This window comes from Nonomuraea africana, assembly GCF_014873535.1.
In the GTDB taxonomy this organism is placed as follows: domain Bacteria; phylum Actinomycetota; class Actinomycetes; order Streptosporangiales; family Streptosporangiaceae; genus Nonomuraea; species Nonomuraea africana.
Map to the genome: position 1 here is coordinate 8,307,051 of NZ_JADBEF010000001.1, position 14,087 is coordinate 8,321,137.

The following is a 14,087-nucleotide window of genomic DNA, read 5'->3' on the forward strand; positions in this document are numbered from 1 at the left end:
CATGCCCGTCAACGAACGCCGGATCGCCGAGGAACTACGGCTGATGGCGGACGAGGCCCAGCCGGTCGACCCGGTCGCCTACGCCACCCGGGCGGGCGCCGGAGCGTCGAGGCGCCGCCGGCTGTCCTGGTCGCTGGCCGGGCTCGTGACCGCCACGGCACTCGTCGCCGGCGTCTTCGTCGTGTCTCCCTTGCACGAAGGCGGGGACATCGCCGCGCAGGTCGCCGAGCTCCCGCGGAACACCCCTGAGCAACTGCGGCTGGTGCGCGACTGCATGCCCGGAGGAGGCCCGGTGCACAACATGGACCCCGGCCTGCGGATTCCCGAGCACGGCAGGCGCGAGGACTTCCGCGTGCTGGTGGAATACCGGGACAAGAAGGGCTCCACCGCGCTGGTCGGGAGCACCGCGGGATTCGTCCTGTGCACACCGGCCGAGCAGAAGGACATGGCGCAGCCCCCGGTGTTCACCTACTGGGGTTATCGGCCTCCTGGAAGCCTGAGCGGCTTGGCGGGAGATCTCACCGTGGACGCCTATGACAGCCATGACCACCCGTATGTCGTGGGGCCTGATCGTGAGCAGAAGAACGACTACTACCTGGTCATCGCCGGGCGGGTCACCCCTCGCGTGCAGCGGGTGGAGATCGTCTGGAAGGGCGGGCGGCGTACCGACGCGCGGCTGGCCAACGGCTTCTTCCTCGGACGGATGCTCACGGGATTGGTTCCTGCTCCCGAAGACCTCGGAGAAGGGACGCTCAAACCCGAGCAGATAGTGGACACGCCACCGGCCACCGTGACCGCCTACGACCAGGCGGGCCGGGTCATCGGGCAAGAGCAGAACGTTCACTACTCATGGCGAGGTCCTACCTCCCGGCCCAGCCCCACCCCCTGACCGCGTCGAGCCGGCGGCTGGGCAATACGTGGCCTGAGCGGTGTCGCTGTCGGCGAGAACGCCGTGAAGGCTGGCGATGGCGGAGGAGCTCGCTCATCGGCCACATGTGGCGAGCCCGTCGCCCGACCTGGCGGCGGAGTCTCCGCGGGGGAAACGGCCGGGGGACGCGGCGAACAGGAGGCCCCGGCAGTGAGGCCGGGGCCGAGGTGGGGCAAGGTCAGCTATTCGAGGGCGTTGTTGATCTGTCCGTTGATGTGTCTTGCTGGCCATCGAGGCACTTCGTGCGGTGAGCCTCGAGACCCCTGACCCCGCCGCCGCCCTGGCCGTCCCCAAGGGGACGACCAGGGCGGCGGCAGGTGGGCGGGACGCGCTCCTATCTCTGCCATGCGCGGACGTAGTCCACCGTCATGTGCCCCACCGACTCCGGCGCGGGCGGAACCTCGGCGTACACAAAGTTGCTCACCACCAGGTTGACCACGCTCGGAGGCGAGCCCGCCGCGTGGCACGCCTTCACCCCGTCGATGTAGAAGTCCGTCCCCGACTCGCCGATGTCGGCCCCGTAGACGTGCATGCCCGCGCTCGGATCGAAGTCCGGCTTGTGGGTGCACCCCTTGTCGCCGTCCCAGTGCCAGGAGAGATACAGGTGCCGGTGGTTGTCGGAGAAGTACTCGAAGACGTCCGTCTCGGTCTGCTGCCTCTGGCCGGACGCCTGCCAGGTCCAGAACGACGGCCAGAATCCTCGAGGGGAGGGAAGCGTCGCTCTGATCTCGACGTACCCGTACCGGAAGGCGTAGCCCTGGGGCCCGCTGGAGGTGATCAGGCAGCTGGACCACCTGTACCGGTGACCGGACTCGGACCGGACGCTGTCGGGCCTGGCCGTGATGGTCAGCGCTCCGCCGGCCACGGAGCAGTTGCCGGGCTGGTCGAACTCCAGTTGCTTGCTGTTCGGATTACCGGTGCCGTACGGCTTGTCGGACCAGTCGGACTCGGCCGTCGAGCGAAACTGCCACTTCGACCCGTCAACAGCGGATCCATCGAATTCGTCCTGGAACGTGAGCGTCCACCGCCCGCCGGGCCCGACGGGTTCGACGTCTCCGGGTCCCAGAAGCGACGCCGGGACTGTGCGCTCGGCAGAACTGATCGTCAGGACCGACATCACTACCAAGAATCGTATCAACCACATTGTTCACACCTTTCTCAGGCAATTCATTGATTCGCCGCCTTAAGGACAAACCTGTGTCGACAGTGTCCGGGTGGTGTGTTTGCCGTGAGTGCACGTGCGAGCAAACCTCTTTGGCCTGCGGGTATGGCCCCTTAGTGTCCGATTGGCATCAATTCCCGGCTGATCAGGACATGTTTCGATCCCCGGAAGGCGGCCCGCGTGGTCCTGGACGGGCACGTGCGCGCCATGGATCTCCTCACCCACGACCGGGGGCGGCATCGTGGGCAACGCCCTCCGGGTCCGGGGCGCAGGACTCGCGCGAGGCCGTACCGCTCGAGCCGCTGCTCCGGCGGGCCGCGTACGTCGTGGGGTGGTGATCCGGTCGCCCGACGGTGTCCCGGGTGCGGCCTGGCGAGGGGGCGTGGACGTTGCCTCGGGGTCGTGCTCGTCGTCGGCGGCCGTCAGCGCCGAGGACTTGACGATCTCGTCCCGGTCGCGACCGAGCATGGCGACGCGGCGTCGAGCAGTTCTCGCATGGTCGCCTGCTCCGAGGGGGAAAGCGCGGCGTCCCGATGGCGTCCGGTCATCGCGGTTCCTCACCTTCCCCACCAGGTTAGGCGCAGGATTCAGGCTGACTGATCACATGATGTTCGCGGCTCTGAACACCGCCTTCACGCCTTCAGGGCGAAGAGTATCCAGGACTCCTCCGGAGCCAGGCCGGCCAGTTCGCGGCCGCATTCCTGAAGCACCTGTGGGCCCGAGGTGATGTGCGCGGTACCGGCGTGGACATCCCTGAACAGCCGCTGGATCAGCCCGTCGCGCAGCGCCGAGGTGCCGCACGACGCGTAGACGAATCGGGCCACCTCGGCGACCGTCGACGTGACGTGGTTGAGCGCGAGCCGCACCATCGTCTCCTGGCGTACGTCGAGCCACCGGCCCGAGTCCAGGGTGCGTTCCGTGTCGTCCCACGTCTCGTGCACCAAGGCCTTGGCCGCGCGGAACTTCGCCTCGGCACGGGCGAAGTCGGCGTGGAAGGCGTCACTGTCGGCGATCTGGCCGGGGCGTTCGGCCCGTGTCCCGACGTAGCGGATCAGCTCGTCGAGCAGCCGGCGGCCGACACCAAGCGCCCAGGCGGAGTGGCAGATGAGTGCCTGGTCCAGCACGCCGAGCCGGTAGATCGCCCCGCCGCGCAGCGGCTCGTTCTGGGTGAAGACATGCGTTTGCGACTCTGGTACGAAGGCGCCGTCGATGGCGTAGTCGATGCTGCCCGTCGCGCGCAGGCCCAGGACGTCCCAGTTGCCGAGCATCTTGACGTCTTCGATCGCGGTGATGAAGATCCGGGTCTCGTCGGTGCCCTCGATGGCGCCCAGGCTGTGGACGTACTGGGCGTGCGGCATGCCCGAGGCGAAACTCCACTGCCCGCTGAGGCGAAAACCGCCGTCTTCCCGTACGGCGGTGCCCGGCCGGGTGCCCTGGCCCGCGAAGACGGGCATCCGCGGGCCCTTGAAGATCCGTTCGACGGCCTCGTCGCCCAGGTAGGCGCCGGCCGTACCGTTCTCCAGGGTGGTGGCCATGACGACCCAGCCCGTCGAGGGATCGGCGTGGGAGAGCTCCTCGAAGACGGCGATCAGTTCCCTGGGGGACAGCTCGGCGCCGCCCAGCGTCGTGGGCACCCATATGCCGAAGAGTCCTGCCTCGTGCAGGGCGTCCACGACGGGGGTGGTGAGCCTGCCCTGCGCCTCGGCCCTGGCCGCCTCCCGCTCGATCAGCGGGCGCAGCTCACGGGCGCGGTCCAGCAGGGTGGTGCCGGCGGTGTGCAGTCGCGGCGTATCGCTCATTCGCAGGTGCTCCTCTTCGTGATCGACGGCGCTCTTACTCCTTCTGTCAGATCACGCGAGTGGCATCTTGTCCAGAGCCGGTAGCCGTCACGGGCTGGGCGAGCATGACCTCCCGCAGACGCCCACCTGTGCCGGGCGCCCTCACCTCCCACGGTTTCGCCACCTTGATCGCCTGGGCCGTCGGCTTCACGGTCGGCGACGCCGAAGGCCGGCCCCGACGCCGACGTCACGGTCACCCGACGAGACCGGCCCGGCGGCCTGCTGCGCGAATACTCCCAGGTCGCATGAGGTGACCACAGCCTCCGAAGGGCTTATGACCGGGAATGACGCCCTTCTGGTGACAGCCTCGTCAACGCCAGGCCTGGTTGAGGCCGGGTCTCGTGAGCTGAAATGATCACATTTGTCCCTGTCACCACCTCTGTATCGCAGGAGCACTCTTGTCCAAGCGTCGTGGTTTGACCTTGTCCGCGGCCCTCGCCGCGCTGTTGGTGTGCGTCGCCGTACCCGGCGCGTCGGCGGACGAGGCGATGGATGATTCGACATCTCCGGGGCCGGTTTACCGGACGGTTACCGACAAGAGCGGACTGCTGTCACTGCAGACCAATGGGCGTCCGGACGGGCGGGACATGGTCTTCCGGATTTCGGGAGCCGTCTACGCCAACATCGAGGGCAACGCCCACGACCCGCAGCTGCGCCATGGCCAGAAACTGTTCAACCTCGAGGGTTACAACATCCGACGGCTGTACCGGGTACCCGGCACCACGCAGCTGTACCAGCTCTCCCGTGAGATCGTCTTCTACACCGACCCCGCCGACCCCACGAAGATCCTGCGGGAGTGGAAGAACCCGATCGACCTCCGGACCTACCCCGTCGTCCCCATCAACAACGACGCGGTGAACTTCGGCCCGTTCAACGTCACTTCCTCCTACGTCGGTCCGCCCCTAAGGCAGATGCACGACGAGACGGTGTGGACCAGTGACATCCCGGTTCGCGCGGACTTCAAGGCCACGCTGGGCGAGCCGTTCGGACTGGTGAACGGCGTCTACGCGGCCCAGGAGATGTTCGACTTCTACGTCGACGACCGCGAGGTCGCGGCCCGCACGATTCCTGGCACCGTCCCCAGGGGCGCGATGAAGACCAAGATCAGCTGGGCCAGGACGAGTCCGTGGGCGCCGTTCATGTGCCTGCCGGAGACCGACGTCCGCGGGCAGCTCACCTACCATGCCCGCAGCTGGTCGCTGCCGTCCTACCTTGACCTTGAGCCATGGCTGCGTGCGGAGGTCGACGCCGCCTACCCGCTCTTCAAGGCCGCTCCTACGGCGCCTGGCCCGAGCGAGAACTCCTGGACCTCCTTCTACAACAAGCAGCTGGGCAAGGGTGCCACCACGTGGGCCGGCTGGTGCGCCGCCAATGGAAGGGCCTGATCAAGGCTGAAAGGACCTGCGGCTTCTCCGCCGCAGGTCTTTCGCCTGGTGTGTCACGGTCCGATGGGGTCAGAGCAGCCGCCTGATCTCGCCGTACGCCCGGTAGAAGCCGCCCCGCCCGGCGGAGCGCACGCCGTCGACCAGGTAGCGGGCACCCGCCTCCCGGACGGTCTTGGGGAACTGCACGTTCCATGACTCGTAGCCCGGGCTGACCACGCGGACCCGCAGCCGCTCGCCCTCCTTGACGCACTCCACCACCACGCCGTCGCCCGCGCCGTCGGTCTCCAGCACCCTCTCCAGCACCCTCTCCAGCACGGTCTCCAGCGCGGTGGACGGCTCGACCACCTCCAGCGACGCGGCCGCCTTGACGTCCACCGGCTGCGGCACGCTGCCCGCGCGGGCCGCGGCGATGGCCACCTCGCCGGCGTCGATGCAGGCGAGGGAGCCGTCCGTGGTGACGATGTAGAGGCGGTCGTCCAGGAACTGCATGGAGAACGCCGACCCGCAGCCTGTGGCGAGCTTCCACAGCACACCCGCGTCGAGCCCTTGGGCGAGATCGGGCGAGCGGTCGGGGCACACGGTGGCCACGAAGGACAGCCGCGCGCTCTTCAGGATCATGCGCATGTCGTCGTCGACTGTCTTCATCAGCTCTCCTTCGGTGGGGCCAGGCTTCGGCCTTGAGGGAGGAGGTCAAGGTCTCTCCATGTCGCTGGTGAGCTGCGTCGCCTAGACTTGTACCATTCGTTCTCTTGTATCGTTCGTGTTTATGACGGTAGGTTTGGCGGCATGACCGCATCCAGGACTCCGACCGTCGCCGAGGAGCTGCGCGGTGCCGGCCTGCGGGTGACGGCCGCGCGCGTCGCGCTGCTCGAGACCGTTCGGGACGGTGACCATCTCGGCGTCGAGGCGATCGCCTCCGGGGTGCGCGATCGCGTAGGCCATATCTCCCTCCAAGCCGTGTACGAGGCCCTCCACGCGCTCGCCGCCGCGGGGCTCGTCCGCCGCATCGAACCGCCCGGCAGCCCCGCCCTGTTCGAGGGACGCGTCGGGGACAACCACCACCACCTCGTGTGCCGGTCGTGCGGGGCCGTCGCCGACGTCGACTGTGCGGTCGGCCACGCCCCCTGCCTGACCGCCTCCGACGACCGCGGCTTCTCGATCGACGAGGCCGAGGTCATCTATTGGGGCCTGTGCCCCGACTGTTCCACCTCCCACAGTGCCTGAGCACGGTGATCCGCATAGTCCGAAAGGATTCCCATGTCTGAGAACCATGATGCAATCGTCACCGACCCGAAGCCGGAGGAGGCCTCCGGTTGCCCGGTCGCGCACGGGCGCGCCGCGCACCCGACTCAGGGCGGCGGAAACCACCGGTGGTGGCCGGACCGGCTCAACCTGAAGATCCTCGCCAAGAACCCTGCCGTGGCCAATCCTCTCGGCGAGGAGTTCGACTACGCCGAGGCGTTCAAGACCCTCGACCTCGCGGCCGTGAAGCAGGACATCCTCGAGGTGCTGACGACCTCGCAGGACTGGTGGCCGGCCGACTTCGGCCACTACGGCCCGTTCATGATCCGGATGGCGTGGCACAGCGCGGGCACGTACCGGATCAGCGACGGCCGCGGCGGCGCCGGGGCCGGCCAGCAGCGCTTCGCCCCCCTCAACAGCTGGCCGGACAACGGCAACCTCGACAAGGCTCGCCGCCTGCTGTGGCCGGTCAAGAAGAAGTACGGCCAGAAGCTCTCGTGGGCCGACCTCATGATCCTCACCGGCAACGTCGCCCTGGAGTCGATGGGCTTCAAGACCTTCGGCTTCGGCGGCGGCCGCGCGGACGTCTGGGAGCCTGACGAGGACGTCTACTGGGGCCCCGAGACCACCTGGCTCGGCGACGAGCGCTACACCGGCGACCGGGAGCTCGAGACCCCCCTCGCCGCGGTGCAGATGGGCCTCATCTACGTCAACCCGGAGGGCCCGAACGGCAACCCGGACCCGCTCGCCGCGGCCCGCGACATCCGTGAGACGTTCCGCCGGATGGCGATGAACGACGAGGAGACGGCCGCCCTGATCGTGGGCGGTCACACCTTCGGCAAGACCCACGGCGCGGGCCCGGCCGACCACGTCGGCGCCGACCCGGAGGCCGCCCCGATCGAGGATCAGGGCCTCGGCTGGAGGAACACCTTCGGCACCGGCAAGGGCGCCGACACGATCACCAGCGGTCTCGAGGGTATCTGGACGAACACCCCGATCACCTGGGACAACAGCTTCCTCGAGATCCTTTACGGCTACGAGTGGGAGCTGTTCAAGAGCCCCGCCGGCGCGCACCAGTGGCGGCCGAAGGACGGCGCGGGAGTGGGCACCGTACCCGACGCCCACGACCCGTCGAAGCGCCACGCCCCGACGATGCTGACGACCGACCTCGCGCTCCGCGTCGACCCGGTCTACGAGCAGATCACGCGGCGCTGGCTCGAGCACCCCGCCGAGCTCGCGGACGCCTTCGCCCGGGCGTGGTTCAAGCTGACCCACCGTGACATGGGCCCGATCGTGCGCTACCTCGGCCCGGAGGTCCCGGCCGAGACGCTGCTGTGGCAGGACCCCCTCCCCGCGGTGACGCACGAGCTCATCGACGCCGCCGACATCGCCGCCCTCAAGAGCCAGGTCCTCGCCTCGGGTCTGTCGGTGTCCCAGCTCGTGTCCACCGCGTGGGCGTCGGCCTCGTCCTTCCGCGGCAGCGACAAGCGCGGCGGCGCCAACGGCGCGCGCATCCGCCTCGAGCCGCAGAGCGGGTGGGAGGTCAACGACCCCGACCAGCTGGCGACGGTGCTGCGCACCCTTGAGGGGATCCAGCAGTCCTTCAACGCCGCCCAGACCGGCGGCAAGCAGGTCTCGCTGGCCGACCTGATCGTGCTCGCCGGTGGTGCTGCCGTCGAGCAGGCCGCCAAGGACGCCGGCTTCGAAGTCGAGGTTCCCTTCACGCCGGGCCGCGTGGACGCGTCGCAGGAGCAGACCGACGTCGAGTCGTTCGCCGCGCTCGAGCCGGCCGCCGACGGCTTCCGCAACTACCTCGGCAAGGGCAACCGCCTGCCGGCCGAGTACCTGCTGATCGACCGGGCGAACCTGCTGACCCTCAGCGCTCCCGAAATGACGGCCCTCGTCGGTGGCCTCCGCGTCCTGGGCGCGACCTACCAGCAGTCGCCGCTCGGCGTCTTCACCACGACCCCCGGGTCGCTGACCAACGACTTCTTCGTCAACCTGCTCGACCTGGGCACGACGTGGAAGGCGACGTCCGAGGACGCGAACGAGTTCGAGGGTCGCGACGCCGCCACGGGCGAGGTCAAGTGGACCGGCAGCCGGGCCGACCTCGTCTTCGGGTCGAACTCCGAGCTGCGCGCGCTCGCCGAGGTCTACGCGAGCGATGACGCGAAGGAGAAGTTCGTGAAGGACTTCGTCGCGGCGTGGGACAAGGTGATGAACCTCGACCGGTTCGACCTCGTCTGATCAGGACGTCCAGGCCGGCCCACGCCGGCCGGCCTGGACGTCCGCTGACCCCAGATGAAGCGACCGCCGAGGAACCTCGTCGGCTCTGTCGTGAGCGGCCCCTGAACAGGGATGACCTGTTCAGGGGCTTCTCGTTTGTCAGGAAACTCCGTCGAAATCCCGTCGGGTGTCTCGTGTCGCCCATGGGCCGGTATTTGGCGGTTCGGCGGTGCCGTGCATCGGTTGGTGTCATTGTTGACCAATGGCTAAGGATCTTGTCCGGGGAGCTGTTGTCGGGTTGCCCGCGGGCCTTGGGCTCGGGTATCCGGTGTCGCGCCTGTATGAGGAGGATCTCGACAGCTACGTGGCCCTGCCTGGCGTGGCCCTGGCCATAGTGCTGATCGTCCCGGGGGGATGGCTGCTCGCGAGGCTCGTTCGAATCGCGCACCCGCTCCGCACCGCGTTGCTCGCGCCGATGCTGTTGTGGGTGCTCAGCGGCGCGGCCGAGCTGGCTGTGCCCCATCCGAGCCCGCGGCTGGTTCTCCTCGAGTTCGCCGCGCTCGCCGTGGTGAGCTACGCGAGCGCCGCCCAGTTGACGGCCACCACGTCACTGGTGCCACGGGTGATCGCCGCTGGAATGGTGTGCGCGTGCGTGGTCACGACGGCGACGATCCAGGAACGGCGGGCGGAGAGGCAGGAGCGGCGACTGCGGAACGAGTACGTCGCCCATCTCCGCGAGTCCCTCCCCTTGGCGGTGCCTGCTGTCGTCCCCGGTCGCAGGCTGGTCAGGGCGTTGCCGCTCACCGACCAGGTACTGGAGCTCGCCTACGCCAAGGACCGTGGGAGCGAACCCGACGTGTACGTCCGTATCACCGGCAACGAGGATCCGCGCCGGGCGTGTTCGGTGTGGAACGTGCGGGATGTCAAACCCGGGTGCGTACGGCTCGCGGCCGATCGTTGGCTTTGGCGGTACAAGCCGAGCGGCCGGATGGTGCTCTTCTCCAAGGTCGGGCATCGGCTGGTCGAGGTCGACTCAACGAGCCTGACTCTCGACGAGGCTCTTGTCGCGGGGAGCAAGCTGCGCGCCGTGAGTGCGGAATACCTCGCCGATGTCGGTGACCGAGCATCTTGATCGCGAGCCCCCCTGTCGGGTCTTAAAGCGGTGGCGCGGAAGGTGATGCCTGCAATGCCGGCGCCCAAGGTCCGGGTGCGCACGCCGCAGGGAATCCAAGATCGCAGCAAAGCGGGGCCGGCTCGCGGGTCGCGAAGGGCGGATTCCGAGGTCAGGCTCGGACGCGTCAGTGCCGCGTCCCGTGTCGTGTTCAGGGGAACGGCTTAATCGGTGTGGTTCGTGAGCGTGCTCTGTACACGCTCCATCAGGTCGGCGCGGTCGATGCCGGCCAGGGCGAGGGCGCGTGGCACGGTGCCGACCTCCGCCTGGAAGATCCCGAGCAGCAGATGCCCCGAGCGCAGGTCCTTCTTGCGGGCGACGGAGGCGAAGGCGCGTTCGAGCGCGAGCTTGCCCGAGGTGCCCATGGACACCGAACGCGTGGGGTCCTTGCTCGGCCGGGGAAGGTCGAAGTCGGCGAGAGACACTCCCGCCGCGCTCAGGCTGTGCTCGAACTCCTTGTCCAACGCTTCGCGGATCGCCTGGTGGTCGAGCCCGACCGAGGTCAGCACATCGTGCGCGGCGGTTCCTTCATGGTCGGCGATCGCCAGCAGGAGATGCTGTGCCTCGATCGTCGCCGATCCGTCCTCCACGGCCTCATGTGTTCCCCGCGTGATGACGGAGTGGAGGTATTTGTCGAATGCGCTCATTGTCGCCTCCTCAGGGTGACGTCAGCGGCGATGAGCCGCTTGGCGTGCTTCTTGTGCACCGCTTGGCGCGTGACCCCGAGCGCCTCGGCGACCTGCGGCCAGCTCCAGCCCGCTCGCATCGCCTGCTCGACAGCGGAGTCCTCCAACTGATCGGCCAGGCGCCGCAACGCCACCACGGCCGCCAGCCCATCGGCAGGATCTTTGGAACCGGGAATCTCATCAGCGGGCATGCAAGCAACCGTAGTTGACTAATCCTCGCTTAGTCAATGTGGGTTGCTAATTCGTGGATGGGCGCGATCGGGACCGGCCTGGTGGTCTCTTCAGTAGAGGATGCTGGGCAGGTATGCGCCCTCCGGATCGTTGTAGAGCCCGATGGTCATCAGGGTCATCAGCTGGGTGATCTTGAGGCCGTTGCCCAGGCACCACTGGAGCAGCGCGTGGTCGCTCGCCGGGACGAGAATGCCAGGGCCGCCGAAGGCGGGGGCCGCGGCGATGAGCGCCTTGAGGTCCTCGGTGGTCTCGCCGACCGCGTGGGCGAAGAACGCCAGGTCCGTGGCGTAGCCGGTCAGGCGGCCGTCGTGCTCGACGACGCTGGCCGTACCCTGCTTGAGCGCGTCGCTGACCTCCCCGCCGCGATCGACTCCGTGGACTCGCGAGCACAGCTCGTTGCAGGCGGCCAGGTCCGCGTCCGTCGCCGGCCGTACCGTGTGGCCTGGGATGGTGCGCCGGATCGGCGGGCCCTGCATGCAGGCCAGGGTCTCGCGGAACTCGAAGCCCATGCCGGCGTACAGGGCGAACGACCTGCAGTGGTAGCTCGACTGCAGCAGCCTGATGCCCGGCGCCTGCCGCTCGGTGGCCCGGCGCATGACGTCCTCCATGAGCCGACGGCCGACGCCGCGGTTCTGGCAGTCAGGGTCGACGGTGACCGGCCCGATGCCGACGACGCGCGAGCGTTCATCGAGGAAGTTGCTGCCGACGATCCGTCCGTCCAGCTCCGCGGTCACGCTGTAGAAGCCCGGGTGGTTCAGGAGCATGTCCACCAGCCCCGTCGCGGTCTCCACGTCGGGCATGTCACCGATGAAGCCGTGCTCGGCGGCGATCCGGTCGAAGGCCGCGAAACAGATCCTTCCGCAGTCGGCCGCATCAGCGCGTGTCCCTGGGCGCAGGAGCAGATCCATGGTCACACCCTCCGTCGTCTCCGCTGGGTGCCGGGAAACGCCTTCTCTTCCATCAAAGCACCAGGCGCCGTACGGCCCTGCGGCGGCCGGTCGGGGCCGAGAAATGTCGCACCCGACGACTACGCTCGCCGTCGTGGATCCTGCGCGGGGTGAGGTGAGATGGAACTCTTCGATCTGAGCGAGCCCTCCGTGCGCGACCACGTGGTGCGCTGTGAAGCGTGCAAGCACACGCTCCGCACTCCGGAGTCACGGGCTGCCGGGATCGGGCCCGAGTGTGCGGCCAAGCTGGGGCTGGTGCCGCGGAAGCCGCTCAGGATCACGGGAGTGCCGCGGGGCTGGGACTGCGAAGGGCAGATCGATCTCCTGGAGGGGCGCGGCCCGCACGGTTGGTGAAGACACGAAGGTATGGAAGACGCGAAGACGGCTCGCAAAGCGTCCTGTCGTGGGACAGTAGACCTACTGTGATCTCTTCCCCCGCTCTTCCTCTTGACATCGTCGCCATGCCCAACGGCGACGTTCTCGTGCTGCCTGCGGTGTGGCCGGTGCGGCTCAACCCTGAGCAGAGACGGCAACTCGGCGAGCTCCTGCTCAACTCGGACACGCAGGGATTGAGCGTGCGAGAGGCCGAGAAGGCGCCCAGCCCGCAGCAGTAGGGCGACCACAGCGGTGTCCCACGGTGAGAGCACTCCCGGGGCCGCTCCCTTACCTCCGAGACGCGTACGGCTTGCGTACAGCAATGGCTTCTGCGTACAGTGTTCGCATCAAGAGGACGTTGTACGCGGATCTGGAGGAGAAACCATGTCGGACGTCGCGAGCTGGGGCATGAAGGGCAGCTGGGAAGCGAAGAGCCACTGGGGCGGGACGGAGATCGGCGGCCTCTCGGCGGCGGGACTGCGCCGGATGCGCGAGGTCCTGGCGGGCCATGTGGACTCCGGGGCGGTTCCCGGGCTGGTGGCCCTGGTCGGCAGGGGAGACGAGACGCACGTCGAGGCCATGGGGACGCTGCACGTCGGCGGTGGCGAGCCGATGCGCCGCGACACGATCTTCCGGATGGCGTCGCTGAGCAAGCCGATCACGGCCACGGCGGTGATGATCCTCGTCGAGGAGTGCCGCCTGCGGCTGGACGACCCGGTCGACGAGTGGCTGCCCGAGCTGGCGGACCGCCGGGTGCTGACGCGGATCGACGCCCCGCTGGATGACACCGTGCCGGCGCTGCGGCCGATCACCGTACGGGACCTGCTGACGTTCACCTTCGGGTTCGGGGCGGTGCTGGCGCCGCCGGACACATACCCGATCCAGGTCGCGATGCGCGAGCTGGGCCTCGACGGCTCGGCGCACACGGCGGGGCCTGACGAGTGGCTCGGCAAGCTGGGCAAGCTTCCGCTGATGTACCAGCCGGGGCAGCTGTGGCAGTACCACACCGGCTCCGACGTGCTCAGCGTGCTCGTCCGGAGGGTGACGGACCAGTCGCTGGAGACGTTCCTCAAGGAGCGGCTCTTCGGCCCGCTCGGGATGCAGGACACCGGCTTCCACGTGCCCGCGGACAAGATCCACCGCTTCCCGACCAGCTACGCGCACGACCCCGAGACGGGCGGGCTGGTGGTGTGGGACGAGGCCGCCGGCGGGAAGTACAGCAGCCCGCCGGTGTTCGAGGCCGGTGGCGACGGGCTGGTGTCGACGGTGGACGACTATCACGCGTTCTACCGGATGCTGCTGAACAAGGGGACGTACGGCGGGCAGCGCATCCTGTCCCGCGCGACGGTCGAGCTGATGACGATGGACCACCTGACGCCGGAGCAGAAGGCCGAGAAGGACGCGTTCGGCGACCACTTCGGCAGGCACGGCGGCTACGGCTTCGGGGTGGCGGTCCGCACCCACCGCCGCGACCTGGCGTCCGTGGGTCAGTTCGGGTGGGACGGTGGCCTGGGCACGACGGCGTACGCCGACCCGGCCGAGGGGCTCACCGGGATCCTGCTGACCCAGCAGGCGATGGACTCCCTGGACACGCCCCGCCTCCACAAGGACTTCTGGACCACTGCCTACCAGGCGATCGACTGACGGCTCGCCGCTTTGGACGGGTCTGTCGGCGGCGTCTGGTGTTCGGGGGAAGGCATCCGCGGGCGTTGGGGAGAGGCGGTCTGTGGGACGGGGGCCGCGGTAGGTGGCCTGAGTGGTCATCCGGAGGGCGGCGCCGGATGAGGTGGCCGCCGGTGGATGGCCGGGGCAGGTGTCTTCGGACATAAATCAGTTGTTCGGCTGACCGGTCGTCTGTTCTACTCGCCAAGACAGGTCGCCGACCAGGGAGACGGA

Annotated in this window: 14 protein-coding genes; 8 read left to right on the forward strand and 6 right to left on the reverse strand. The window is 68.5% G+C overall.

What is annotated here, in order from left to right; translation table 11 throughout:
- Position 1: 1 nt before the first annotated feature.
- Positions 2 to 889, forward strand: coding sequence for a hypothetical protein (locus tag H4W81_RS39830; protein ID WP_192779517.1), 888 nt, complete (start codon positions 2 to 4; stop codon positions 887 to 889).
- A 373-nt stretch (positions 890 to 1,262) separates the two neighbouring features.
- Here the strand turns inward: H4W81_RS39830 and H4W81_RS39835 are convergent, their stop codons facing one another.
- A complete protein-coding gene (locus H4W81_RS39835; RefSeq protein ID WP_225960705.1) occupies positions 1,263 to 2,045 on the reverse strand; it encodes a glycoside hydrolase family 16 protein in 783 nt (260 codons plus the stop codon).
- A 677-nt stretch (positions 2,046 to 2,722) separates the two neighbouring features.
- Positions 2,723 to 3,889, reverse strand: coding sequence for an acyl-CoA dehydrogenase family protein (locus tag H4W81_RS39840; RefSeq protein WP_192779519.1), 1,167 nt, complete (start codon positions 3,887 to 3,889; stop codon positions 2,723 to 2,725).
- Positions 3,890 to 4,326: 437 nt separating this feature from the next.
- On the opposite strand from H4W81_RS39840, the gene H4W81_RS39845 reads away from it, so the two are divergent.
- A complete protein-coding gene (locus H4W81_RS39845) occupies positions 4,327 to 5,313 on the forward strand; it encodes a DUF1838 family protein (protein ID WP_192779520.1) in 987 nt (328 codons plus the stop codon).
- Positions 5,314 to 5,382: 69 nt separating this feature from the next.
- Here the strand turns inward: H4W81_RS39845 and H4W81_RS39850 are convergent, their stop codons facing one another.
- Complete coding sequence (locus H4W81_RS39850; protein ID WP_192779521.1) at positions 5,383 to 5,958, reverse strand: PQQ-binding-like beta-propeller repeat protein; 576 nt, start codon at positions 5,956 to 5,958, stop codon at positions 5,383 to 5,385.
- A gap of 141 nt (positions 5,959 to 6,099) precedes the next feature.
- Here H4W81_RS39850 and H4W81_RS39855 point away from each other — a divergent pair, with 141 nt between their 5' ends.
- The 3 genes from H4W81_RS39855 (at position 6,100) to H4W81_RS39865 (ending at position 9,913) form a co-directional block, all read left to right on the forward strand.
- A complete protein-coding gene (locus tag H4W81_RS39855; RefSeq protein WP_192779522.1) occupies positions 6,100 to 6,537 on the forward strand; it encodes a Fur family transcriptional regulator in 438 nt (145 codons plus the stop codon).
- A gap of 33 nt (positions 6,538 to 6,570) precedes the next feature.
- Complete coding sequence (gene katG / locus H4W81_RS39860) at positions 6,571 to 8,802, forward strand: catalase/peroxidase HPI (RefSeq protein WP_192779523.1); 2,232 nt, start codon at positions 6,571 to 6,573, stop codon at positions 8,800 to 8,802.
- 307 nt (positions 8,803 to 9,109) lie between these two features.
- A complete protein-coding gene (locus H4W81_RS39865) occupies positions 9,110 to 9,913 on the forward strand; it encodes a hypothetical protein (protein ID WP_192779524.1) in 804 nt (267 codons plus the stop codon).
- A 203-nt stretch (positions 9,914 to 10,116) separates the two neighbouring features.
- On the opposite strand, the gene H4W81_RS39870 is transcribed toward H4W81_RS39865, so the two are convergent.
- The 3 genes from H4W81_RS39870 to H4W81_RS39880 form a co-directional block, all read right to left on the reverse strand.
- Entirely contained in the window at positions 10,117 to 10,599 is a 483-nt protein-coding gene (locus tag H4W81_RS39870) for a Clp protease N-terminal domain-containing protein (RefSeq protein WP_192779525.1), read from the reverse strand.
- Entirely contained in the window at positions 10,596 to 10,829 is a 234-nt protein-coding gene (locus H4W81_RS39875; RefSeq protein WP_192779526.1) for a hypothetical protein, read from the reverse strand. The genes H4W81_RS39870 and H4W81_RS39875 overlap by 4 nt, the downstream gene beginning before the upstream one ends.
- Positions 10,830 to 10,919: 90 nt before the next feature.
- Complete coding sequence (locus tag H4W81_RS39880; RefSeq protein WP_192779527.1) at positions 10,920 to 11,777, reverse strand: GNAT family N-acetyltransferase; 858 nt, start codon at positions 11,775 to 11,777, stop codon at positions 10,920 to 10,922.
- A gap of 159 nt (positions 11,778 to 11,936) precedes the next feature.
- Between H4W81_RS39880 and H4W81_RS39885 the strand changes: the two genes are divergently transcribed.
- The 3 genes from H4W81_RS39885 to H4W81_RS39895 all read left to right on the forward strand — a co-directional run bounded on the left by H4W81_RS39885 (position 11,937) and on the right by H4W81_RS39895 (position 13,835).
- Complete coding sequence (locus H4W81_RS39885) at positions 11,937 to 12,170, forward strand: DUF6011 domain-containing protein (RefSeq protein ID WP_192779528.1); 234 nt, start codon at positions 11,937 to 11,939, stop codon at positions 12,168 to 12,170.
- Between the two features lie 107 nt (positions 12,171 to 12,277).
- Complete coding sequence (locus H4W81_RS39890) at positions 12,278 to 12,430, forward strand: hypothetical protein (RefSeq protein ID WP_192779529.1); 153 nt, start codon at positions 12,278 to 12,280, stop codon at positions 12,428 to 12,430.
- Positions 12,431 to 12,575: 145 nt separating this feature from the next.
- Entirely contained in the window at positions 12,576 to 13,835 is a 1,260-nt protein-coding gene (locus H4W81_RS39895) for a serine hydrolase domain-containing protein (protein WP_225959016.1), read from the forward strand.
- Positions 13,836 to 14,087: the final 252 nt, after the last annotated feature.

Bases quoted from the DNA above. Each gene is read 5' to 3' on its own strand.
- H4W81_RS39855 (WP_192779522.1), top strand. From the start codon at position 6,100: ATGACCGCATCCAGGACTCCGACCGTCGCCGAGGAGCTGCGCGGTGCC.
- H4W81_RS39875 (WP_192779526.1), bottom strand. From the start codon at position 10,829: ATGCCCGCTGATGAGATTCCCGGTTCCAAAGATCCTGCCGATGGGCTG.
- H4W81_RS39840 (WP_192779519.1), bottom strand. From the start codon at position 3,889: ATGAGCGATACGCCGCGACTGCACACCGCCGGCACCACCCTGCTGGAC.
- katG (WP_192779523.1), top strand. From the start codon at position 6,571: ATGTCTGAGAACCATGATGCAATCGTCACCGACCCGAAGCCGGAGGAG.
- H4W81_RS39835 (WP_225960705.1), bottom strand. From the start codon at position 2,045: ATGTCGGTCCTGACGATCAGTTCTGCCGAGCGCACAGTCCCGGCGTCG.
- H4W81_RS39895 (WP_225959016.1), top strand. From the start codon at position 12,576: ATGTCGGACGTCGCGAGCTGGGGCATGAAGGGCAGCTGGGAAGCGAAG.
- H4W81_RS39850 (WP_192779521.1), bottom strand. From the start codon at position 5,958: ATGAAGACAGTCGACGACGACATGCGCATGATCCTGAAGAGCGCGCGG.
- H4W81_RS39830 (WP_192779517.1), top strand. From the start codon at position 2: ATGCCCGTCAACGAACGCCGGATCGCCGAGGAACTACGGCTGATGGCG.
- H4W81_RS39890 (WP_192779529.1), top strand. From the start codon at position 12,278: ATGCCCAACGGCGACGTTCTCGTGCTGCCTGCGGTGTGGCCGGTGCGG.
- H4W81_RS39885 (WP_192779528.1), top strand. From the start codon at position 11,937: ATGGAACTCTTCGATCTGAGCGAGCCCTCCGTGCGCGACCACGTGGTG.
- H4W81_RS39880 (WP_192779527.1), bottom strand. From the start codon at position 11,777: ATGGATCTGCTCCTGCGCCCAGGGACACGCGCTGATGCGGCCGACTGC.
- H4W81_RS39870 (WP_192779525.1), bottom strand. From the start codon at position 10,599: ATGAGCGCATTCGACAAATACCTCCACTCCGTCATCACGCGGGGAACA.